Source organism: Actinacidiphila oryziradicis (genome assembly GCF_005047355.1).
GTDB classification, from domain to species: Bacteria; Actinomycetota; Actinomycetes; order Streptomycetales; family Streptomycetaceae; genus Actinacidiphila; species Actinacidiphila oryziradicis.
Genome location: NZ_SUMC01000005.1, coordinates 139815 through 161367, shown reverse-complemented (window position 1 = coordinate 161367; position 21553 = coordinate 139815). Strand labels below are relative to the sequence as shown.

20 protein-coding genes and 1 pseudogene are annotated in these 21553 nt (G+C 69.1%); 19 read left to right on the top strand and 2 right to left on the bottom strand.

Annotation, left to right across the window (positions count from 1 at the left end; translation table 11 throughout):
* The first annotated feature begins 79 nt into the window (after positions 1–79).
* The 7 genes from FCI23_RS07710 to FCI23_RS07680 all read left to right on the top strand — a co-directional run bounded on the left by FCI23_RS07710 (position 80) and on the right by FCI23_RS07680 (position 7693).
* The gene (locus tag FCI23_RS07710) at positions 80–559 is read left to right on the top strand and encodes an ATP-binding protein (RefSeq protein WP_136722699.1); all 480 of its coding nucleotides are present in this window, start codon (positions 80–82) and stop codon (positions 557–559) included.
* 72 nt (positions 560–631) lie between these two features.
* A complete protein-coding gene (locus FCI23_RS07705) occupies positions 632–1756 on the top strand; it encodes a PfkB family carbohydrate kinase (protein ID WP_136722698.1) in 1125 nt (374 codons plus the stop codon).
* Between the two features lie 226 nt (positions 1757–1982).
* Positions 1983–3374, top strand: coding sequence for an RNA-guided endonuclease IscB (iscB, locus tag FCI23_RS07700; RefSeq protein WP_246143480.1), 1392 nt, complete (start codon positions 1983–1985; stop codon positions 3372–3374).
* Between the two features lie 124 nt (positions 3375–3498).
* The gene (locus FCI23_RS07695) at positions 3499–4440 is read left to right on the top strand and encodes a pseudouridine-5'-phosphate glycosidase (protein WP_136722697.1); all 942 of its coding nucleotides are present in this window, start codon (positions 3499–3501) and stop codon (positions 4438–4440) included.
* A 1-nt stretch (position 4441) separates the two neighbouring features.
* Positions 4442–4864 (top strand): NUDIX hydrolase, encoded by a 423-nt coding sequence (locus FCI23_RS07690; RefSeq protein ID WP_136722696.1) that lies wholly within the window; start codon positions 4442–4444, stop codon positions 4862–4864.
* 243 nt (positions 4865–5107) lie between these two features.
* Entirely contained in the window at positions 5108–7141 is a 2034-nt protein-coding gene (locus FCI23_RS07685) for a phage holin family protein (protein WP_136722812.1), read from the top strand.
* A gap of 123 nt (positions 7142–7264) precedes the next feature.
* Positions 7265–7693: a DUF7919 family protein gene (locus FCI23_RS07680; RefSeq protein ID WP_136722695.1), complete on the top strand. Its 429-nt coding sequence runs from the start codon at positions 7265–7267 to the stop codon at positions 7691–7693.
* A 33-nt stretch (positions 7694–7726) separates the two neighbouring features.
* Here FCI23_RS07680 and FCI23_RS07675 read toward each other — a convergent pair whose 3' ends face one another.
* Entirely contained in the window at positions 7727–8401 is a 675-nt protein-coding gene (locus tag FCI23_RS07675; protein WP_136722811.1) for a TetR family transcriptional regulator, read from the bottom strand.
* A gap of 163 nt (positions 8402–8564) precedes the next feature.
* Between FCI23_RS07675 and FCI23_RS07670 the strand changes: the two genes are divergently transcribed.
* From FCI23_RS07670 to FCI23_RS07650, 5 genes are all read left to right on the top strand, one after another.
* Positions 8565–9716 carry an acyl-CoA dehydrogenase family protein gene (locus FCI23_RS07670; RefSeq protein WP_136722694.1) on the top strand — a complete coding sequence of 384 codons (1152 nt, stop codon included), beginning with the start codon at positions 8565–8567 and terminating at the stop codon, positions 9714–9716.
* Positions 9717–9911: 195 nt separating this feature from the next.
* Positions 9912–10268: a PRC-barrel domain-containing protein gene (locus FCI23_RS07665; RefSeq protein ID WP_136722693.1), complete on the top strand. Its 357-nt coding sequence runs from the start codon at positions 9912–9914 to the stop codon at positions 10266–10268.
* A 34-nt stretch (positions 10269–10302) separates the two neighbouring features.
* Positions 10303–10473 (top strand): DUF2207 domain-containing protein, encoded by a 171-nt coding sequence (locus FCI23_RS07660; RefSeq protein WP_136722692.1) that lies wholly within the window; start codon positions 10303–10305, stop codon positions 10471–10473.
* Between the two features lie 41 nt (positions 10474–10514).
* The gene (locus FCI23_RS07655; RefSeq protein WP_136722691.1) at positions 10515–11279 is read left to right on the top strand and encodes a YqjF family protein; all 765 of its coding nucleotides are present in this window, start codon (positions 10515–10517) and stop codon (positions 11277–11279) included.
* Between the two features lie 229 nt (positions 11280–11508).
* Positions 11509–12264, top strand: coding sequence for a GntR family transcriptional regulator (locus FCI23_RS07650; RefSeq protein ID WP_136722690.1), 756 nt, complete (start codon positions 11509–11511; stop codon positions 12262–12264).
* A gap of 75 nt (positions 12265–12339) precedes the next feature.
* On the opposite strand, the gene FCI23_RS07645 is transcribed toward FCI23_RS07650, so the two are convergent.
* Positions 12340–13284: a zinc-dependent alcohol dehydrogenase gene (locus FCI23_RS07645; RefSeq protein WP_136722689.1), complete on the bottom strand. Its 945-nt coding sequence runs from the start codon at positions 13282–13284 to the stop codon at positions 12340–12342.
* Between the two features lie 281 nt (positions 13285–13565).
* Here FCI23_RS07645 and FCI23_RS07640 point away from each other — a divergent pair, with 281 nt between their 5' ends.
* The 7 genes and pseudogenes from FCI23_RS07640 to FCI23_RS07615 all read left to right on the top strand — a co-directional run bounded on the left by FCI23_RS07640 (position 13566) and on the right by FCI23_RS07615 (position 21553).
* Positions 13566–14645, top strand: coding sequence for a Gfo/Idh/MocA family protein (locus tag FCI23_RS07640; RefSeq protein ID WP_136722688.1), 1080 nt, complete (start codon positions 13566–13568; stop codon positions 14643–14645).
* Between the two features lie 97 nt (positions 14646–14742).
* Positions 14743–15717, top strand: coding sequence for an ABC transporter permease (locus FCI23_RS07635; protein ID WP_136722687.1), 975 nt, complete (start codon positions 14743–14745; stop codon positions 15715–15717).
* 3 nt (positions 15718–15720) lie between these two features.
* A pseudogene (locus FCI23_RS58170) lies at positions 15721–16551 on the top strand (ABC transporter permease); the annotation flags it as partial.
* A gap of 144 nt (positions 16552–16695) precedes the next feature.
* Positions 16696–17778 carry an ABC transporter ATP-binding protein gene (locus tag FCI23_RS58165; protein ID WP_211265244.1) on the top strand — a complete coding sequence of 361 codons (1083 nt, stop codon included), beginning with the start codon at positions 16696–16698 and terminating at the stop codon, positions 17776–17778.
* Complete coding sequence (locus tag FCI23_RS07625) at positions 17775–18902, top strand: ABC transporter ATP-binding protein (RefSeq protein WP_169316703.1); 1128 nt, start codon at positions 17775–17777, stop codon at positions 18900–18902. Before FCI23_RS58165 ends, FCI23_RS07625 begins: the two co-directional genes overlap by 4 nt.
* A gap of 75 nt (positions 18903–18977) precedes the next feature.
* Positions 18978–20657: an ABC transporter substrate-binding protein gene (locus FCI23_RS07620; protein ID WP_211265238.1), complete on the top strand. Its 1680-nt coding sequence runs from the start codon at positions 18978–18980 to the stop codon at positions 20655–20657.
* Positions 20658–20767: 110 nt separating this feature from the next.
* On the top strand, positions 20768–21553 hold the full coding sequence (locus FCI23_RS07615) for a sugar phosphate isomerase/epimerase family protein (RefSeq protein ID WP_211265237.1): 786 nt from the start codon (positions 20768–20770) through the stop codon (positions 21551–21553).

The window sequence follows — 21553 nt, the reverse complement described above, 5'->3', positions numbered from 1 at the left end:
GCGCGACACTCAAGCGGCCGCACGCGAGCGTGCCCTTTCACCCCGCAATGACCCCACGACAAGAGGCAGGAGGCCCCTCATGTCCGCGAACGCCTATCACGCGCAGTGCCCGCCCCCCTTCACCCCCGTCATCCCCGCTGTGCCCCACAGCTGGACGCTGCCCGCTGAGGACGTCTCGGCCGGGAAAGCCCGCCGTCGGGTCGCGGCGGCACTGCCGCAGCTCGTGCCGTGGCGGCAGCGGCGGCCGGACCTGGGGGAGGGGTTGGCCCTGGTGGCGTCGGAGCTGGTCACGAATGCTGTGCGGTACGGGCGGCAGCCGGGCGGCGAGGACGGCGTCGTCGAGATGACGTTGTGGCGCGCGGACGGCTATCTGTGGCTGGCGGTCGCCGACGCGGGCGACGGCAAGGTCCCGGTCGGCTCTTGTCCGCGACCCGAGCGGGGCGACGGCCGGGGGCTGCTGTTGGTGGACGCTGTGTGCGATGTGCGGGTGGTGCTGCCGCGCGCGGTGGCCGGAAAGAGTGTCGTGGCCGGGTTCTGGCTCCACCGGGTGGCGGCGTGAGGCCGACCTCCGACCGCCGGCCGTCCATCGGAGAGTTGCTTATCCGAGCAAAGAGCCTTTAGGTTACTAAGTATGATGTTGACCCAACGGGAACGCGAAATCATCACGCTCCTGCGCCGCGACCCGCTCGCCGGGCCGCAGGCGATCGCCGACGCTCTCGGGAGCACCCGCGCGGCCGTCAACGTCCATCTGTCGAATCTGGGCAAGAAGGGCGCCATCCTGGGACGCGGCTACATCCTGCGCCAGGAGAACGCGGTCGTGGTCATCGGCGGGGCGAACGTCGACATCAAGGTCCGCAGTCTCGCGCCGCTCCAGCACCGTACGAGCAACCCGGGCCGGTCGAATACCGCCCCCGGCGGGGTCGGACGCAATATCGCGGAGAATCTGGCGCGGCTGGGCACCCCGACCCACCTCATCGCGGCGGTCGGGCACGACGCGGCGGGCGAGCGGCTACTGAGCGACACCCAGGCGGCGGGGGTACGGATCGACCATGTGCACCGCAGCGCACATCCGACCGGCACATATACCGCCGTTCTCGACGCCGACGGGGACATGGTCGTGGCCATCGCGGACATGGCCGCCACGGACGGCCTGGCGCCCCAGGACCTGGACCACGGCCGGGAACTCATCGCGAACGCGAGCCTGCTGGTGCTCGACGGCAACCTCTCGGCAGAGGTGCTGGCATACGCGACGGAAATAGCACACGCCGCTGATGTCCCGACTGTCATCGACCCGGTGAGCGTACCCAAGGCCGCGCTCCTGGCTCCGCTGCTCACGAGCGAGCGGCCGATATTCGCCATCACTCCGAACCTGGAGGAGTTGGAGGCGATCATCGGCCGCCCGGTCGGCCGGGCCGAGAAGGACGTGGTCCAAGCCGCCGCGGTCCTGCACGAACGAGGCGTCCAGCACGCATGGGTGCGGCTCGGCGGGCGCGGCAGCCTGTTGAGCACTGTCAATGAAGGCCATACGTTCCTCACCGCGCCGCCCGCCGACGTCCGTGACGTCACCGGCGCGGGCGACGCGATGCTCGGCGCGTTCGTGCACGCGCTGCTGACCGGCAGCGATCCCGTGGACGCGGCCCGGTACGGCCATGCCGCCGCCGGACTGACCGTCGCCAGCGCGGCGACGGTGCGCCCCGACCTGACCTCGCGCCTCGTCGAGGACGCGCTGAACGACCCCACCCGGAGCCAGACGTAACGGGATCCCCCGCCTAGGGCGGGGGCTTTCAGCCCGACCGGCTGAGAGCCCGCCATTACCAGCACCAGCCAACACCCATGGGAGGTGACCCGAATTGGCTACGTTCCACGCAGGACAGAAGACCCACCCACCTGTGCTTCCTCAGCAGTTGGCCCTGGAATTCGAGTCAGCAGACAACCCCGGGATCAGGGACGAAACGGGGCTCGGACGCCGTAAGGCACCCGGCGTGGGACATGTGCGAGGGGAGACCACCAGCAGTACACCTGCTGCCGGTGGCGTCACCGCGGACCAGCAGGTCCGGGAGCCCGGCCGTGAGGCCGACCCCGCCGTGTTCGTCCTGGACAAGCACGGCACCCCACTCCAGCCCACCACCCCGGCCAGGGCCCGCAAACTCCTGGCATCCGGCCGGGCGGTCGTGGCCCGGCACACACCGTTCGTGATCCGCCTGAAGGACCGCACCGCCAACCACTCGGAGGTGGCCGGTGTCGAGATCGGTATCGACCCCGGCAGTAAGCACACCGGCATCGCCGTCTTCACCACCGTCACCGGGGAGCGCCGGGGCCGGTACAGCATCCAGCTCGACCACCGGGGCGCCACGATCCGCAAGAAACTGGAGCAGCGCGCCGCCTACCGGCGGGGGCGCCGCAGCCGGAACCTGCGCTACCGCGCACCCCGCTTCCTGAACCGCACCCGCCCGAAGGGGTGGCTGCCGCCGTCGCTCCAGCACCGCGTCGACACCACCACATCGTGGGTGGACCGTCTCGCCCGCTGGGTACGCGTCACGGCCGTGCACGTCGAGCGGGTCGCGTTCGACACCAACGCCATCAGCGCCGGGCGCCCGCTGGAGGGTGCCGAGTACCAGCACGGCACCCTCCACGGTATGGAGGTCCGTGAGTACCTCCTCGCGAAGTTCGGCCGCGCCTGCGTCTACTGCGGCGCGATGGGCGTGCCGCTGAACATCGACCACATCCGGCCCCGCAGCCGGGGCGGATCCGACCGGGTCGCCAACCTGACCCTCGCGTGCATCCCCTGCAACCAGACCAAGGGCAACCGGCCCGTGGAGGAGTTCGCACCCAAGCGCGCCGCCGAGATCCTCAAGCGCGCGAAGGCTCCCCTGCGGGACGCCACCGCTGTCAACGCCACCAGGTGGGCGCTGTGGCGGGCCCTGGACGCACGCATGCCCACCCGGACCGCGTCCGGCGGGCGCACCAAGTGGAACCGCACCCGGTGCGCCCTGCCCAAGACCCACACCCTGGACGCCCTCGCCGTCGGCACCCTCGACACGGTCACCGTCTGGCCCCGCACCGTCCTGGTCATCGGGGCGACCGGACGCGGCCAGTACGCCCGCACCCGCACCGACAAGCACGGCTTCCCCCGCCTGCGGCTGCCCCGCGTCAAGCAGTTCTTCGGCTTCGCCACCGGCGACCTGGTCCGGGCCGTCGTCCCGTCCGGGAAGAACACGGGCACCCACACCGGTCGGGTCGCCGTCCGTTCCTCCGGGAGCTTCGCTGTCCGGACCGCGAGCGGCCTCTACACCGCCCGGCACAAACACTTCCGCCTCCTCCAGCGAGCCGACGGCTACGCCTACACCCGCCAACCCGAAGGAACCACGCCTTGATCCAAGGCCCAGGTTCATACAACGGCGATCCGCCCGGCGGCGAACCGCCTACCCACCGCCCTGCTCCGCAGGAGCTTCGTTTCCTCCCCGGCCTGAAGGCCGGGGTATCCACGAAGGACATCCGATGACGACGACCCCGCACCCCCGGCTGACCCTGAACGAAGAGGTCCGCGAGGCCTTGCACGACGGGCGCCCCGTCGTCGCCCTCGAATCGACGATCATCAGCCACGGAATGCCCTATCCGCAGAACGTGGAAATGGCCACCCAGGTCGAGGACATCATCCGCCAAGGCGGGGCGGTCCCCGCGACGATCGCCGTGCTGCACGGCCGGCCCCGTATCGGACTGACCCCCGCGGACCTCGAACTGCTCGCGACGAGCAACGAGGTGACCAAGGCCAGCGTGCGCGACCTCGCGTACATCATGGCGCGCGGCGGCCACGGCGCGACCACCGTCGCCAGCACCATGCGCCTCGCGGCCCTGGCGGGGATCAGGACCTTTGTGACCGGCGGCATCGGCGGGGTGCACCGCGGGGCACCGGCGACCTTCGACATCAGCGCGGACCTCACAGAACTGGCGGCCACCAGCGTCGCCGTCATCAGCGCCGGGGTGAAGAGCATCCTCGACATCGGGCTCACCCTCGAAACGCTGGAAACCCTCGGCGTGCCCGTACTCAGCTACGGCGCCGACGAGTTCCCGGCCTTCTACTCGCGCGCCAGCGGCTTCTCTTCCCCCATGCGTGTGGACTCACCGGCCGAGATCGCCGCCGTCATGCACGCCCGCTGGGACCTGGGAATCGTAGGTGGGATCAGCATCGCCAACCCCGTCCCCGAGGGGGAGGAAATCCCGGCGGACCGGATCGGCGGCATCATCGAACAGGCCCTCGGCGAGATGAACGAGGCCGGGATCGCGGGCAAAGGGGCCACACCGTATCTGCTGGGCCGCATCGTCGAGCTCACCAAGGGCGAAAGTCTCCGCACCAATATCGCACTGGTCAAGAACAACGCCCGCCTCGGGGCCCAGGTCGCGATCGAATACGCGGCACTCCTGCCGACCGAGGAGTCCTGAGATGGAGAAGGTGGCCTGGATCCTGCTCCGGGACGGCAAGGTGCTCAGCACCCGCAACCGCGGCAAGGACGTCTTCTATTTCCCCGGCGGCAAACGCGAACCGGGAGAGTCCGACACCGAGACCCTCGTCCGCGAAATAGACGAGGAGCTCACCGTCGCCGTGGACCCGGCCACCATGGAGCACTTCGGGACGTACGAGGCGCAGCCGCACGGCCATCCGCAGGGCACGCCATTCCGGATGATCTGCTACACCGCCGCCTACACGGGCACCCTCACCCCGGCGAACGAGATCGCCGAGATGGCCTGGCTGGCCTACGACGACCGCGACCGCGTATCCCCGGCGGACCAGCTGGTCTTCGACGATCTGCACGCCACCGGCCGGCTGCCCCGAGCCGCAGGCGGGGAGCCACAGCACCGGCTGTGAAAGGCTGGGACGCAGGCCCGGGCGGCGGGCCGGAACATTAAGAGGCCGCGCGAATAGGTGGGGCGGGTGAAGGAGCGGGGCGAGGGGCAAGCCTGGCAAGGCGGAGGAGGGAGGCGACGCGGAGCGTCGTTGACCGACGACAACGCCGCCAGGCGCCGCCCATCGGCACGCGACGCCGCCCCACCTGTTCGCGCGGCCTCTAAGAAGGTGGTGCGGGGAGTGCTGCGTCGGTGGCGGGCCGTGATGCGGGCGCTCGGGCGTGTGCTGGTGGTGTGGGCGGTGGCGAGCGCGACGCTGGCCGCACTGGCGGGGATCCTGCCGGACTTCAGGCTGCAGTCGGCGAGCGGGGACAGCCCGACGCAGATCGCGATCACGGCGTCGGTCGGCGCGGGGGCGTTCGGACTGCTGAGCGCACTGGTGTGGCCGGTGATCGTACGGGCGTTGCTGCTGGTGCCGGCGCTGGTGCTCGGACTGCTGGTGTTCTTCCTGAACGGGTCGCTGCTGTGGGCGGCACTGGACCTGGCGCCCAGCGGACGCGCCGAGATCCAGCCCGCGACCGCCGTGGTGATCGCGGCGGTGATGTCGGCGACATCATCGGCGACCAGCACGGCGCTGGCGGTGCGGGACGACGAGGCCTACGGGCGCCGGCTCGCGCGGATGGCCGGCCGGCGGCGCGGGGACGGCGCCACCGGAGCCCCCGGCACCGTATTCATCCAGCTGGACGGGGTCGGGCACGACGTACTGCGGGAAGCGGTGCGGCCCGTGACGTGCAAGGGGCGGACGAAGCCGCCCGCCATGGAAACCGTGGCGGGGTGGCTGGACACCACGCACCGGCTGCTCCCATGGGTCACGGACTGGAGCAGCCAGACCGGCGCCAGCCAACTCGGCATTCTGCACGGCTCGAATCAGGATGTGCCGGCCTTCCGCTGGTACGAGAAGGAGACCGGCCAGGTCATGGTCTCCAACCGGCCCTCCAGCGCCGCCGAACTGGAACGCCGCGCCGTCGCCCGCACCGGCCGGCCCGGACTGCTGGCCGTCGACGGCGCCAGCCGGGGCAACCTCTTCACCGGCGGCGCCGAACAGCTCGCGCTGGTCATGTCGGTGGCGGCGCAGCGCGGCAGGTTCACCCGCTCGCGCTCCGGGTACTTCTCGTACTTCTCCGACCCCGCGCACGCGGTCCGCACCGCGGCGTCCTACATCGCCGATGTGGGGCGCGAGATCGGCCAGTCGACACGGTCCCGGATGCGCCGCGAACAGCCCCGCGTCAAGCGCGGCGGCCTGTACCCGTTCCTCCGCGCCTTCGCGACCGTGGTGGAACGGGACGTGGCCGTCGCCGCCGTCATCGGCGACATGCTCGCCGGGCGCACCGCGGTCTACGCCGACCTGGTCGCCTACGACGAGGTCGCCCACCACTCGGGCCCGCGCAGCCGGGACGCCACGCAGGTCCTGGAAGGCCTGGACCGTGCCATCCGGCTGATCGCCGACGCCGCCCGTTACGCCCCGCGCGCCTACCGCATAGTGCTGCTCTCCGACCACGGCCAGAGCCACGGCGAGACCTTCGCCGCCGCCCACGGGACCACCCTCAAGGACCTGGTCCGCGGCACCTGCGGACTGGCCCTGCCCGGCCCGGCGCGGCCCCCGAGGACCGCCGGCGGCGCCGAGGCACGCACCGCGGCCAGGGCCGCGCTGCGCCGGCCGGAGAAGCCGGAGACGCTTCTGGAACCGGCCTCGGAGCCCGTGGTCCTGGCGTCCGGCAATCTCGGCCTGATCAGCTTCCCGGACCTGCCCGGCCGGGCCACCCGGGAAGAGATCGACCGCCGTCATCCGGCACTGCTGCGTACCCTCGCCGACCACCCCGGCATCGGTTTCCTGCTCGTCCGCAGCGCCCTGCGCGGGCCGCTCGTACTGGGCGCGGACGGCGCCGAGCACGAGCTGCGCACCGGCCGGATCACCGGCACGGACCCGCTGGCGCCCTTCAGCGACGGCGCCGCCCAGGCTGTGCTGCGCACCGACGGGTTCCCGCACACCGCCGACATCATGGTCAACTCGGCGTACGACCCCGCGACCGGCGCCGTGCACGCTTTCGAGGAGCAGGTCGGCTCGCACGGCGGCCTCGGCGGCGACCAGAGCCGCCCCTTCCTGCTGCACCCGATGGAGTTGCGCGGGCCCGAGCGACCACCGGTCGGGGCGGAGGCATTGCATGATGTGCTGAGCGGCTGGCTGGAGCCGCGGCTGCGCCCGGAAGCCGATCGCAGCGAAGCACGCGCGACCCATTGACCCGGGACACGCGCTTCGGGACGCTGTGCCGTGTCCGGCCGATCATGCTTGCCCCGGTATGGCCCGGGGCCGCACGTCCGGACCCGTGGCCGGGGAGACGGCGCAGGCGCGTGGGAGGTTGCGATGCATTCCGAGGACCTGAGCCCGTACACGTACTTCACGGAAACGATCCCCACCGGCATCTCCGCCCGCTGCGTCGGCTATCTCGACCCCGCCCGCCCCTATCCCCGGGCCGACCCCGCCGACGACTTCGCCGACCGGCTCTTCGCGCTGTGCCGCGACCACCTGTGCGCCGTCACGCACGGCTGGCACGGCTGCTTGCTGTGCCGCAGACGGCTCTTCGGCGGCGGCAGACAGTACCCGGTCAAGGCCGCCCGGGGCGGCGAGACGATCCTCGTCGGCCACGGCGAGGTGCGGGTGCGGGACGGGGCGAGCAGCTGGCTGATCGCCCCGGACATGGTGGTGCACTACGTCCTCGCCCACCGCTACGCCCCGCCGGGGGCGTTCGTGGAGGCTGTGCTCGCCGGGCGGGTGGTCGAGGCCTCCCGCTAAGTGTCCCTAGCTGAGTGCCCCCTATTAGGGAACTCAGTTCCCTTCGAGGGTGGACTCGATCTCGCGCACCACGCGCCACATCGGTGTCCGTCGTTTGGTGATCACGACCACGACGTCGTCCGCCTCCCGCGTCCCGCCCGCCGGGCACTCTCCGTGCGTGCCCCAGGAACTCCGTACGAATTCCAGGGCATGCTCCACACCCGCCGCGGCGTCGTCCTGCCCGCCGGACCGGAGCCAGGAGCGCAGCGCGTTGTTGTGTGCGGCGACCACGGCCGCCGCGATGACATCGGCGCGCAGGGCCCCGTCGGACCACCCCGCGAAACGCCGGCGCAGATAGTCGGCGAGGGTGCGCTCGTAGCGCCAGACGACTGACACCTCGTAGGCGCGCAATACCGGGACGCTCCTGGTCAGGCGGTATCGCTGGACGGAGAAGGCCGGGTTCTCGTCGTACATGCGCAGGACCAGGCGGGCCGCGTCGCACACCCGCGCCACCGGATCCTCCTCGTCGTCGCCCGAGTTGAGGAACTCCGTCATGTCGGCCAGGCACCGCTCGTGGTCGGGGAAGACCACGTCCTCCTTGGAGGGGAAGTACCGGAAGAAGGACCGTCTCCCGACGCCGGCCTTCGCGACGACGTCGTCGATGGTGGTCGACTCGTAGCCGCGCTCCAGGAAGAGCTCGAACGCCGCCGAGATGAGGGCGTCCCGCATGACCGGTTTCGTCGCCGCACCGGCGGCCCGCTGTTGGTGACCGCGCTCCTCGCCCATGTGGGGAACATAGCACCGAGGTCGGGCTCAACGATGGCACTCAGTGTGCATACTAGGGGGTACTTAGTGCCATTCTCTATCGCTGTGCGGACTGGAGCGCCCGACCATGAACAAGGACTTCGACCTCTTCCGTACGTCCGAGGAGCACGAGATGCTCCGGGACGCCGTGCGTTCGCTCGCCGAGGCGAAGATCGGGCCGTTCGCAGCCGAGGTCGATGAGAACGGCCGCTTCCCGCAGGAGGCCCGGGACGCCCTGGAGGCCAACGACCTGCACGCCATCCATGTCCCGGAGTCCTATGGCGGGGCCGGTGCTGACGCCCTGTCCACGGTCATCGTCATCGAGGAGGTCGCCCGGGTCTGTGCCTCCTCCTCTCTCATTCCGGCGGTCAACAAGCTCGGCTCGCTGCCGGTGCAGCTGTCCGGCTCGGAGGAGTTGAAGACGAAGTACCTGGGCGCGCTGGCGCGGGCGGAGGGCATGTTCTCGTACTGCCTGTCCGAGCCCGAGGCCGGCTCGGACGCTGTCGGCATGAAGACCCGCGCGGCACGCGACGGGGACTTCTACGTCCTCAACGGCGTCAAGCGCTGGATCACCAATGCCGGAGTCTCGGAGTACTACACGGTGATGGCGGTGACCGACCCGGACAAGCGCTCCAAGGGCATCTCCGCCTTCGTCGTGGAGAAGGCCGACGAAGGCGTCTCCTTCGGCGCCCCGGAGAAGAAACTCGGGATCAAGGGCTCGCCGACCCGCGAGGTGTATCTCGACAACGTCCGCATCCCCGCCGACCGCATGATCGGCGCCGAGGGCACCGGCTTCGCCACCGCCATGAAGACCCTCGACCACACCCGCGTCACCATCGCCGCCCAGGCCGTCGGCATCGCCCAGGGCGCCCTGGACTACGCCAAGGGCTACGTCCAGGAACGCAAGCAGTTCGGCAAGGCCATCGCCGAATTCCAGGGCATCCAGTTCATGCTCGCCGACATGGCCATGAAACTCGAAGCCGCCCGCCAGCTCACCTACGCCGCCGCCGCGCGCTCCGAACGCACCGATACCGATCTGACGTTCTTCGGCGCCGCCGCCAAGTGCTACGCCTCCGACGCCGCCATGGAGATAACCACCGACGCCGTCCAGCTGCTGGGCGGTTACGGCTACACCCGCGACTACCCCGTGGAGCGCATGATGCGCGACGCGAAAATCACCCAGATCTACGAAGGCACGAACCAGGTCCAGCGCATCGTCATGGCGAGGAACCTTCCGTAGAGCGGTTTCGCATCCAATCCGGCGCTCTGTACTCGGGCTCGCCGTCAGGTGATATCTGGAAGGCTTTTCCGGCGGGGCCTGCTGAGACGCGTACCGGCTGCTGGTGCTCCGCCTGGTTGCCGGGAGGCTGGCGGGGCAGGCTGAAAACTGCAGAGGGAGACCGGTAGCGGCCCGGCCGCGCAGATGGGACAGACGATGATCCAGGCAGCCGATATCCGTGAATGGCGCAACCACAATGTCGTCGACCACGACGGACGCAAGATCGGCGTGCTGGAAGCGATCTATGTGGACACCAGCACCGACGAGCCCGCCGTGGGCACGGTCATGACCGGGCTGCCCACCCGTCGCCGCCTGGTCTTCGTCCCCGTGGCCGACGCGATTGTCGGGCCGGGCTATGTCAAGGTCTCGTACGACCGGGCGCTGGTGCGGCAGGCCCCTTCGATCGGTACGGATGATGTACTGCCCGCCAAGGACGAAGCAGGGATCTTCAAGCACTACGGTATGACCTACCGGCCGGGTGCCAATGGCGAACGGCAACTGGCGCGCCGTTGACCGTCCGTAGCGTGTGCTAGGAGGCGATCGCGTCATGACTCTCTTCTTGTTCCTGGTGATTGTGGCCATCGCGCTGGGAATCATCGGCGCGGTGGTCCACGGGCTGGCCTATCTGCTGGCCATCGCTGTGGTGGTCTTCGTGGCCGACCTGTTGTTCATCTCCATGCGCTGGTCCCGGAGGACCAAGCGGCGGCCGCTCCGATGACCCGGGGGGCTCGAAAGCCGAGGGCCGTCGGCGCCGGCGCGATGGCGGTCGCGCCAACCGCTCCGGAACCCATCACGCCCGCGCCGCTCCGCTCCACGCCGAATCCCCTGCTCACCCAGTCCTGGCTCGACCTGGCCTTTGTGCACTGGGCGGTCGACCCGGCGGACGTGGCGCCCTTCCTCCCGGCCGGGACGGTCCCCGACACTCTCGACGGGGTCACCTACGTCGGCCTCGTCGCCTTCCGGATGCACCGCGTCGGGTGGTTCCGCCTCCCCGGCGTCCCCTACCTGGGTACCTTCCCCGAGACCAATGTGCGCCTCTACTCGGTGGACACTCACGGACGGCGGGGCGTGGTCTTCCGCTCGCTCGACGCCTCCCGTCTGATACCGGTGGCGGTCGCGCGGACCGCCTTCCGGCTGCCGTACCTGTGGTCCCGGATGACGATCCGACGCAGTGGCGACTCCATCACCTACACCAGCACGCGACGCTGGCCCGGACCGCGTGGTGCTCACAGCCGGATCACCGTACGGGTCGGCGAGCCCATCGCGGAACCGACCGAACTCGAGCACTTCCTGACCGCACGCTGGGGTATGCACAACACCTTCTTCGGACGGCCGATGTACCTGCCGAACACCCACCCGCGCTGGCCACTGCACCGGGCCGACCTGCTTGAGTGCGAAGAGGACCTGGTCGTGGCGGCAGGACTGCCGGAGCCGGCCGGCGAGCCGGCCAGCGTGCTCTACTCGCCGGGCGTCCCCGTGCGCTTCGGGCGCCCCGGCCGCCCCGGTGGCATCCCGACACCCTGACGAGAACAGCTACGGACGCAGGGCGTACGCCCTGGGCAGTTCGAAGCCGCGTGCCGCGAGCACCGCGCGGAGCCGGGCCGGCCAAACGGCCTCAACGCGATTCTTCTCGGCGGCGTCCCGCCCCGGACCTCGCCGCCGGGGACGTCTCCTGGCCAGACCTCCGGCCGGAAAGCTATCCTGAGCGCTTCGGATCGCTCGTCACGAGCACATCACCATGGGGTCCTCACGTATGAACGATTCTCGCGAGGTCGCGGGTGCCATCCTGCCGGGCTACCCCGAACCTCTGTGGATCCAGGCTGTCAATTTGATCCGCGGCGAAATCGAGAAGGGGATCCTGAAGCCGGGAATGCGGCTCGCTCCTGAGCGCGAGCTGTGCCGGCAACTGGGCATCAGCCGGGTCACGCTGCGCAAGGCGCTCGGGCGTCTGGTCGAGGAGGGGGTGCTCAGCGCCTCGCACGGCCGCGGTTGGTACGTCACTCAGGCCGTGGCGAAGAAGGAGTGGCCGAACAGTCTCGAATCGTTCAGCGAGACGGCGGCCCGTATGGGACTGAAGCCGCGCTCGAAGGTGCTGACGGCGCAAGCGAGTCCCGCCACCATCGACGAGGCGGAGCCGCTCGGAATCGCCCCGGGGACCCCGCTGTTCCGGCTGGAGCGGGTCCGGCTCCTCGACGGCGTCCCCATCGCGCTCGACCTGAGCTGCATTCCGCTGGCGCTCGTCCCGGAAGTGGAGAAGGTCGACTTCCGCACCCGGTCGTTCTATTCCACGCTCTCCGCGGCCGGGGTGGAGCCGGTACGGGCCGACAGCACGATCGAAGCCACCAAGGCCGACGACCGTGCGGCCGAACATCTCGATGTGGCTCCCGGCGATCCACTGCTCGTCATGCATCAGGTCGTGCTGGGCGCGGAGCAGGAGCCTCTGTTCGTGTCGACGATCCGGTACGCGGGCGAGCGCTACCGGCTGCGTACGTCGTTCGCGCGGTCGTAGGCGCCCGGACCCGGACCCGGACCCGGACCCCGGCGCCGAGGCCGAGGCCCATGCCCGGGGCCGCGCCCGCGCCGCTCAGGGTACGAGCACGCCTTTGACGAAGTCCGCGGGACTTTCCTTCATCGCGCGGAACGCGTCGTCGACCTGGTCCAGTCCGAACCGATGGGTGATCAGCGGCTCGTAGCTGAAGCGCCGCTGAGCCACGAGGTCCAGCGCGTCCCGCATGGCGCTCATGACCCGGGTGCGGTCCGGGCAGAAGCCGTTGACGACCGTGACGGCCTTGTACCAGAGGTCCATGTCCATCTTCGCGTCTCCGGTGTGGTGGTATCCCACCACACAGAGCGTGCCGAACGGCCGGACCAGACTTCCCGCTGTCTTCAGGCCACCGGTCGCCCCGGTCGCCTCCAGCACGATGTCGAGCCGTGCGTCGGCCTGCCTGTTCGTCTCCGTCCGGTACTCCTGCGGCAGTTCGGCGGGGTCGAAGACGAGGTCGGCGCCCAGCAGTAGCGCCCGTTCGCGGCGTGCGGGGTCCGGATCGACACCGACGAGCAGGCCCGGCGCGTGCCGCTTGGCGAGCTGGACCAGCGCGAGCCCCATGAAACCCAGCCCTACGACCGCGACCCGGTCACCCGCGCCCGTCTTCGTACGGGACAGGGCCTCCTCGACAACAGCGACCGGCTCGCCGAGCGCGTGGGCGGGCTCGATCCCGGCCGGGACCGGCAGGATCGCGTGTGCGTCCATGACGGCGAGTGTCGCGAACCCGTCGCCTCCCAGCCCGGTCACCACATCGCCCAGCGCCCAGCGACCGGCATCGCGCCCCGCGGCGACCACGCGGCCGACCATCTCGTGACCGAGCCGGACGGGGGGTGCGGTCGTGGCGTGCGAGAGCCACGGCCCGATGTCCGACGTGCACACTCCACACGCCAGTACTTCGACAAGGACCTGGTCGTGACGGGGCACCGGGTCGTCGGCCGTCACGACCTCCGAGGTGCGGGCTGTGACGACCTGACTGATCTTCATGCGGATCTCCTGTCCGGGCAGCAGCCGCGTCAGTGTAGCCGAGTGGTCCCATGTGGTACAGGGTGGAATATCCGACTGTTCGCGCGATGGCACTTACTGAGCGTCACCTCTCACGCGCCCCGCTGCGGTTTCGCGGACGACCGTTCGTTTCTCTCGCGGAACAACTGCGTTAACCCCCTAGACAGGAACGCTGATCGTCTTAAACTGGCCTTGCACTCAGCCCCAAGTGGTATTGGTGTGGTATTCGGAGGCATGCGGCGGCATGCGCGAAGAGGAGAGAGATGACAACACTCTCGGCAGCGGTCATCGGTGCCGGCTCGCAGGGCCGGGTGCACGGGCTCGGTCTTGTCGCAGCGCCCGACGTTCGCCTGGTCGCGCTCGCCGATGTGAATCAGGCGGCGGGCGAGGCCCTGGCGGCCGAGCTGGGTGTACCACGCACGTACCAGGACTACCACGAGCTGCTTGAAGCCGACCAGCCCGACATTGTGAGCATATGCACACCGCCCGTATTCCATCTCGACGTCGTGCGGGCAGCGGTGGCCGCCGGCGTACGCGCTGTCCATTGTGAGAAGCCGATAGCCCTCTCCTACGGCGATGCCCTGGAGATGGCGGTGCTGGCCGCCGACGCCGGTGTCCAGCTGACGTTCAACCTCCAGCGGCGCTTCGAGGCGGTGCAGCGATTCGCACGCGAGCAGATCATGGCGGGGGAGATCGGCGATGTGGTGACGATCGAGGGGTACTGCCCGAACCTGCCCGACTGGGGAGCCCACATCCTCGACCTCATCCTCTTCCACCGGGGGGACGCCGCTCCGAGCTGGGTGATGGGCCAGATCGATGTGACGGTCGACCGGTACATCTACGGCGCTCTCGCCGAGACGGCCTCACTGACCCAGATCGCCTGGCCGGACGGGGTCCGGGCCGTTGTCTCCACCGGCCGCGAACCGCACACGCCCGTCCTCAACTTGGAGAACAACCTCGGTCTGCTCATCCAGGGCACCCGGGGCCGGGTCGATCTGCGCGGCGCGCGCTGCCGCGTACGGCGCTTCGGCAAGGAGGACCTCGTCCTGGACTCGCCGTTCGACACCGACTCCGCCAACTGGGACCGGGGCGTCGACCCGGCGATCGTCGCGGGCACCGGCGAGGCCATCCAGGACCTGGCCGATGCCCTGCGGACCGGCCGCGCTCCCGTCCTCGACGCCGCCTACGGGCTGCGCGGCGCCGAACTCATTTTCGCGACCTACGAGAGCAGCCGGTCCCGGCGCCGTGTCCCACTGCCGTTGGACCGGCTCGACAACGCTCTGCTCAGCGGGCGCGCGGAAGGTTACTGGAGCCCGGTCGGCGAAACACACTCCACCTACTGAATCGAGCCTCCGCGATGCGAATACCGGAGAAGCACTCCCGGCCGGACGGCCGTACCGCGGCGACACCCGTGCGTCCGCTGGGGAAGGGAACTGACCGATGCGAACCATGCTTCGAAAGCTCGGCTTCTATCTGCTGACCGCCTGGGCGGCGATCAGCCTCAACTTCGTTATTCCGCGCATCATGCCCGGCAATCCCGCGGACAACCTCATCAACCAGTTCCACGGCAAGCTCAGTCCCTCGGCGGTCCAGGCGCTGAGGGTGCTGTTCGGCCAGAAGAACACCAATCTCTGGCAGCAGTACCTCAGTTACTGGCACAGCGTGTTCACGGGTGACTTCGGAATCAGTTACGCCTACTACCCGTCGACGGTGAGCACCGTTCTCGGCCAGAGCATGTTCTGGACGCTCATCCTCATCACCGTCTGCACGGTCCTCGGCTTTGTCATCGGTACCGCTCTCGGCATCCTCGCAGGCTGGAAGCGCGGGACCTGGCTCGACTCACTGGTCCCCGTCACGACCTTCCTGGCGTCGATCCCGTACTTCTGGTTCGCGATCATCATCGTGCTGATTTTCGCGATCAACCTCAATTGGTTCCCCTTGTCCGGTGGATACGCGCTGACGGAAAGCATCGGCTTGAACAGCGGGTTCATCTCCAGCGCTGTCTACTACGCGATCCTGCCCGCCACGACGATCGTGGTGGCATCCGTGGGCGGCTGGCTGATCAGCATGCGCAACATGATGGTCACCACCCTGAGCGAGGACTACGTCCGGCTGGCCGAGGCCAAGGGACTGTCCAAGCGCCGCATCATGTACAACTACGCCGCCCGCAACGCGATGCTGCCCTCCCTGTCCGGGTTCGCCATGTCGCTCGGTTTCGTCATCGGCGGCTCCATCGTGACCGAGGTCGTCTTCAACTATCCCGGCATCGGATCGGTGCTCTTCAAAGCCGCCCAGGCGGCGGATTATCCGCTGATGTCGGCCATCTTCCTGCTTATCACCATCCTCGTACTCGTCGCCAACCTGCTCGCCGATATCGCCTACGTATTCCTCGACCCGAGGACGAGGGAGAGCTGAATCATGGCCATGCAATCCGCTGCCCTCGCCGAGGCGGAGACGGCTCCCGACGCTTCCGGAGGACCGGCCAGGGGCCTGCTGCGTCTGCTGCGCTCGCCCCTCACCTGCGCGGGCGTGATCATCACCCTGGTCTTCCTGATCCTGGCCGTCGTCGGCCCGTGGATCGCCCCGTACGACCCGTCGTCCGTCAGCGACAGTGCCACCGCCGGACCGTCCCTCTCGCACTGGCTGGGTACGACCCAGACCGGGCAGGACGTGTACTCCCAGATGCTCTACGGAGCGCGCGCCTCGATGCTGGTCGGCTTCGGCTCGGCTGTGCTGACGACCGTGCTCTCGGTCCTCGTCGGAGTCACCGCGGGATATCTCGGGGGGATCAGCGACGAGGTCCTCTCGCTGCTGGCGAACATCTTCCTCGTCCTGCCGAGCCTGCCGCTGACGATCATCCTCGCGGCCTATCTGCCCCACAGCGGCTCGCTCGGCATCATCCTCGTCATCTCCGTCACCGGCTGGGCGTGGGGCGCCCGTGTGCTGCGGGCGCAGACGCTGTCGCTGCGCAAGCGGGACTTCGTGGAGGCGGCCAGGGCGACCGGTGAGAAGACCTCGCGCATCATCCTCAAGGACATCCTGCCGAACCAGGTCGCGGTCGTCGCCGCCTCGTTCCTCGGTACGGTCACCGCCGCGATCCTCACCCAGGCGAGCCTCGCGTTCCTCGGCCTGACCGATGTGACCCAGTGGTCGTGGGGGACGATCCTGTACTGGGCGCAGGCGGACAGCGCGCTGCTCACCGGGGCCTGGTGGTGGTTCGTGCCCGCCGGGCTGGCGATCGCCGTGATCGGCACCGCGCTCTCGCTGGTGAACTTCGGGATCGACGAATTCATCAACCCCCGCCTGCGGCTGGCCGGCATCGGCACGAAGAAGGCGCAGCGGGCGCAGGTGTCAGGGCGGCGCACACGCCGGCCGGGGCGGCGCCAGGGCCCGGTGGTACGACGGCCCGCCGGGGCACCGTTCACGCAGGAGAGCACCGATGTCGTTCTCGACGTCCGTGACCTGCGGGTGGAGTACGTCAACGGCACGAGCCGGGTCCCGGCGGTGAACGGCGTCTCGCTCAGGCTGCGGCGCGGCGAAGTCCTCGGCATAGCCGGCGAGTCCGGCTCCGGGAAGTCCACCCTCGCCTACGCCATCACACGGCTGCACAAGCCGCCCGCCGAGATCTCGCAGGGCGAGATCGTCTACACCAACGCGGACGGCTCCACCGTCGACGTGCTCGCCATGCGGGACGACGAGCTGCGCGGTTTCCGCTGGGAGGAGCTGTCGATCGTCTTCCAGTCGGCCATGCACGCCCTGAACCCGATCATGCGCATCGGCGAACAGATAGAGGATGTGCTCAAGGCGCACCGGCCGGGCATGTCGACCCAGGAGCGGGCCGCCCGGATCGTGGAACTCTTCGGCATCGTGGGGATCCCGGCCGATCGCTCGGGTTCCTACCCGCATGAGCTGTCCGGCGGCATGCGGCAGCGCGCCATGATCGCTGTCGGCCTTGCCCTCGATCCTGAGATCATCGTCATGGATGAACCGACGACCGCTCTCGACGTCGTCATTCAGCGGCAGATCGTCGAGAAGATCATGGAGCTCAAGGACAAGCTCGGTTTCTCGGTCATCTTCATCACGCACGACCTTTCGCTGCTGATCGAACTCTCCGACACGATCGCCGTCATGTACGGCGGAAAGATCGTCGAGATGACGGCGGCCGACGACTTCTACCGCCAGCCGCGGCACCCCTACAGCCGTGGACTGCTGGCGTCGTTCCCGACGCTCGGCGGAGCCAAGCGCGAACTCACCGGAATCGTCGGCTCACCGCCCGACCTGCGGCACATGCCGGGCGGATGCGCCTTCCATCCGCGCTGCCCCCTCGCGTTCGACGCCTGCTCGTCCACCCAGCCGCCGCTCTACCAGGTCACGAGGACGAGCGGCGGCACGGCGGAGGCGGCCTGCCTGCTCTTCGCCGACGGGGCCGACGGGACCACAACACAGAACGAACTGGCGATGGGAGAGACGCAGTGAGTGGCGACGACACAGCCGGCGACGACACGGCCACCGACCAGGACCACCCGGCCACCCGACTCCCTGCCGACGAGCCGGTGCTCGAGGCGGTGAATGTGACCAAGCACTTCCCCGTACGGGGCGGTCTGCGCCGGCGCGGCGGCCCCAGGCGCGTGGTCCACGCCGTCGAGAACGTCTCGCTGCGTCTGTACGCGGGACGCATCACGGCCCTTGTCGGCGAGTCGGGTTCCGGCAAGTCGACCCTGGCCCGGCTGCTCGCCCAGTTGTACCCGCTCACCGGCGGAGAGGTGAGACTGCACGGCGTCGCCGTCCCGACTCCGCGCGGCCGCGCGTTCCGGGAGTACGTCAGCAAAGTCCAGCTGATCCTGCAGGACCCTTTCGGGTCCTTCAACCCCGTCGCCACCATCGCCAGCACTCTCAAGCGTGCCGTGGCCATCCATCAGCCCGCCAAGCGCGGCGCCGAGCAGCAGGCGGTCATCGACGGCCTGCTGGCGCAGATCAACCTCGTGCCGCAGCGGCAGTTCACCGAGAAGTACCCGCACGAGCTGTCCGGAGGCCAGCTCCAGCGCGTCTCGATCGCCCGAGCGCTGGCGGCGAGCCCGGAGGTGTTCCTCGCCGACGAGCCGGTGTCGAGCCTGGATGTCTCCATCCGACTGGGCATCCTCAATCTGCTGCGGCGCCTCACCGAAGAGCGCAATGTGGCGATGCTGTACGTCACCCACGACATCGCCTCGGCCCGGTACTTCGCCGCCGACACGGCAGTGATGTACGCCGGTGAGATCGTCGAGACGGGGCCGTCGGAAGCGGTGACGCAGCAGGCCGCGCACCCGTACACCCAGCTGCTGATCGCCTCCGCGCCCGACCCGTCGCGGGCCGGCGGCGACCGGGTGCGGGACATCGGGCAGCCGCCCAGCCTCATCGACCCGCCGGCGGGCTGCCGCTTCCACCCGCGTTGCCCGTACGCAATGGAGCGGTGCAAGACCGACGTTCCCGAGTCCTTCGAGATCTCGGCCGGCCACGCCGCCAAATGCTGGCTGTACGCCGATGACCCGGAGGCGCGCGCCAAGCGGGCCGACAACGCCCGGACGGTGGCCGACCTGACGGCGCCCGCCCCCTCCGCCTGACCTCACCTCCCGCGGCCTCGTGGCCGCACCGCACCGCCCTCTCCCGCTGTCCCTACTCCCAAGGAGCAGACGCACGTGACCACTTCACAGTCGCCGATCGCGTCAGGCATTTCGAGACGCGGCATCCTGGCCAGTGCCCTCGCAGGCGTGGGCACCCTCGCGCTAACCGCTTGTCAGGGGTCGGGGTCCGCCGGCACCACCGGCGCCAACGACGAGCTCACCATCGCCGGCCAGTCCGACAACCTCACGCAGGTCTTCAACCCCTTCCTCCCCAACACCGCGCAGGGACTGACCTACACCAGCCAGGGGTCGGGCGGCTTCATCTACGAGCCGCTGGTCCAGATCAACACCGTGGACATCGGCAACGACCTGCCCTGGCTGGCCAAGACCTGGCGCTGGTCGGACGGCAACAAGACGCTCACCCTGGACCTGCAGACCGGTGTGAAGTGGACCGACGGCACCGCGTTCTCGGCTGACGACGTGGTGTTCACCTTCACCCTGCTCAAGAACTACGCAGCCCTGAACACCCTGGGAGCCGAGTTCGCCAAGGTGAGCGCCCCCAGCGCCAGCCAGGTGGTCTTCACCTTCGCGGTTCCCTCCCAGCAGTTCTTCACCAACATCGTCTCCTGTCCGATCGTCTCCAAGCACATCTGGTCCGCGGTCAAGGACCCGACGAGCTACACCGACAAGAACCCGGTGGGCACCGGCCCGTTCAAGCTGTCCACGTTCTCCGCGCAGAGCTTCGTGCTGGTCCGCAACGAGGACTACTGGCAGCCGAAGGCGCAGATCAAGTCGCTGCGCTTCGTTGCCTACAAGGACAACGCGGGCATGACCAACGCGCTCGTCCAGGGCCAGGCGGACTGGGCCGGAAGCTTCATCGCCAACGCGGACAAGACCTACGTCGCCCGGAGCAGCCACAACCACTACTGGGCGCCCATCAACGGTACCGACGGCCTGATCCCCAACCTGGAGCGCTGGCCGCTCAGCGACCTCGCGGTGCGCCGGGCCATCAGCCTCGGCGTGGACCGCAAGCAGGTCGCCGCCGCCAGCAACGATGTGGCAGCCACCAGCGTGACGGGCCTGCCGATGCCCGCCTACACCTCGTCGATCGCCCCGCAGTACAAGGGGCTCAACTTCGTGCAGGACGTAAACAAGGCCCACCAGACACTCACCGACGCCGGTTACACCAAGGGCAGTGACGGCTACTACGAGAAGGGCGGCAAGCGCGTCGAGTTCTCGATCAGCTTTCCGTCCTCGTACACCGAGATCGCCGCGCGTGCCCAGGTGCTGGTCTCGCAGCTCAAGGACATCGGCATCAAGCTCAACGTCGACACCACCACGGTCAACGACATCAACCCGATGACCGCCAAGGGCGATTTCGACTCCACCATGGGCTACCCGGTGAACTCCGCGCCGCGCGCCTTCTCGTACTACAACGACACGATCAACCCGAACCTGTACTACCCGATCGGCAAGTCCACGCCGACGTGGCAGAACATCGAGCGGTTCCAGAACGCCGAGGCCGCCACGCTGTTCGACGAGTACCCGAAGGCCACCACGGACGCCCAGCGGCAGCAGATCATCGACCAGCTGGAGACGATCTTCGTCGAGAACCTGCCGTGGATCCCGATGTTCTATTGGGGCAGTTACAGCGACTACAGCACCGCGAAGGTCACCGGTTTCCCCACCCCCCAGGACCCCTACTTCAGCCCGGTGCCCAACCCTGTTGTCGCGCTTCGGCTGAAGCCTGTCTGATCCTCCTGCAGCAGCGGGCCCTGGCCGGCGCCGTCGAGGCCGGCCAGGGCCTGGTGGGTGCGTACTGCGCCGGTCCTCGCGCGGAAGAACGGAAGAACGAAGGAGGAGATGTGCCGGCTGATATCGGAGTCATGATGTACACGGTCCTCGACCAGGCGCGGGCCGACCTTGAGGGCACGCTCGCCAGGATCGCGGCCATGGGCTACGCGGGCATCGAGACGTACGGTCTCGTGGAGCACTTCGGGCCCTCGCGGGTCAGGACCGCGATCGCCTCGGCGGGACTGACGCTGACCAGCGCGCACGCCCCCTTCCCGGCGGGGCCCGGCGCCGAGGCCGTCCTCGACGCGAACGAGGAACTGGGCGCCGGGATCCTGGTGTGGAGCATGGAGCGGGAGGAGTTCGCCTCCCCCGACGCGATCCGGCGCGGAGCCGAGCGGGTGAACGAAGCCGCCTCCCGCGCCGCTGAGCGCGGCATGCGGATCGCGTACCACAACCACTACGCGGAGTTCTCGCAGGTGTTCGACGGCCGACGGGCCTACGAACTGCTGCTGGAAGCGCTCGATGACCGTGTCCTGGTGGAACTCGACGCCTACTGGGCCCAGCTGGGCGGCGCGGACCCCGCCGACGTCGTCGCGGGACTGGGCGAGCGGGTGCGGTTCGTCCATGTCAAGGACGGTCCCGCGGTCAGTTACGAAGACGACGTCATGGTGCCCATCGGAGAGGGCGGGATCGACTGGTCGCGCACGCTGAGCGTCCCCTCCGGCCTCCAGTGGCACATCGTCGAACTCGAACGGCTGCACATCGACACGTTCGAGGCGCTCCGGCGCAGTTACGACCATCTGGTGGGCCGCGGCCTGTCCCGCGGCACGATCACCCCGGCGTCATCGAAGGAGTGA